This is a genomic window from Acinetobacter sp. P1(2025), assembly GCF_051390655.1.
GTDB classification, from domain to species: Bacteria; Pseudomonadota; Gammaproteobacteria; order Pseudomonadales; family Moraxellaceae; genus Acinetobacter; species Acinetobacter junii.
Genome location: NZ_JBPKBJ010000172.1, coordinates 1 through 701 on the forward strand (window position 1 = coordinate 1; position 701 = coordinate 701).

Sequence of the window (701 nt, forward strand, 5' to 3'; positions counted from 1 at the left end):
ACACGCTTAGTCGTGAAACGAGCATTTAGTGTATCGTATGCGGTACTTTCATCTGCATGGATTGTTGAACCATGCTTGATATGCTGATTTGCAAGATGGTTAATGTCTTTTTGATTTTCACTATAAACCACATAGGTTTTGGTTTTATCAGCACCTTGTAGGTCACTGTTGATTGCTTTTTGACGTAGTACCACAACACATCGTTTATTTGGATTTTGATATTCAGCCTTACGTCTATCTATACGGTCATCCTTGTGGTTTTTAGGGCGTACATAGCCATTCACATACGCACCATCCATGTGAACATCACCTGATAGCAATTCATCGTCACGCTGATCTATCAAACTTTCACGGATTTTATGCGCCAATACAAAAGCAGTCTTATACTGAACACCTAAATCCCGACCTAACTGCAAAGCAGATAAGCCTTTTACAGCATTGGAGTAAATTGCGATAGCAGCTAAATAGATTTTGAGTGGTAATTTATGAAAGGCAAAGATTGTGCCTGATGTGACGCTGAACGTGTGATTACAGCATTTGCAACGCCATTGCTTGCGACCACGAATGAAATAATGATTGTCTTGGGTGTCACAATGAGGGCATGTGGGTTGTTCTTTTCCCCACCGTATTTCTTTGAACAATAAGAAAGCTTGTTCATGGGTGATTTGCATAATTTCATATACAGATAAAGTACGAGCCTT

General features: G+C 39.7%; 1 protein-coding gene. It reads right to left on the reverse strand.

All coding sequences use genetic code 11. The features are described 5' to 3' along the window. Positions 1-671, reverse strand: a 671-nt coding sequence (locus ACSC97_RS18230; protein ID WP_436662354.1) for an IS1595 family transposase, incomplete at its 3' end; no start/stop codon positions are given. Positions 672-701: the final 30 nt, after the last annotated feature.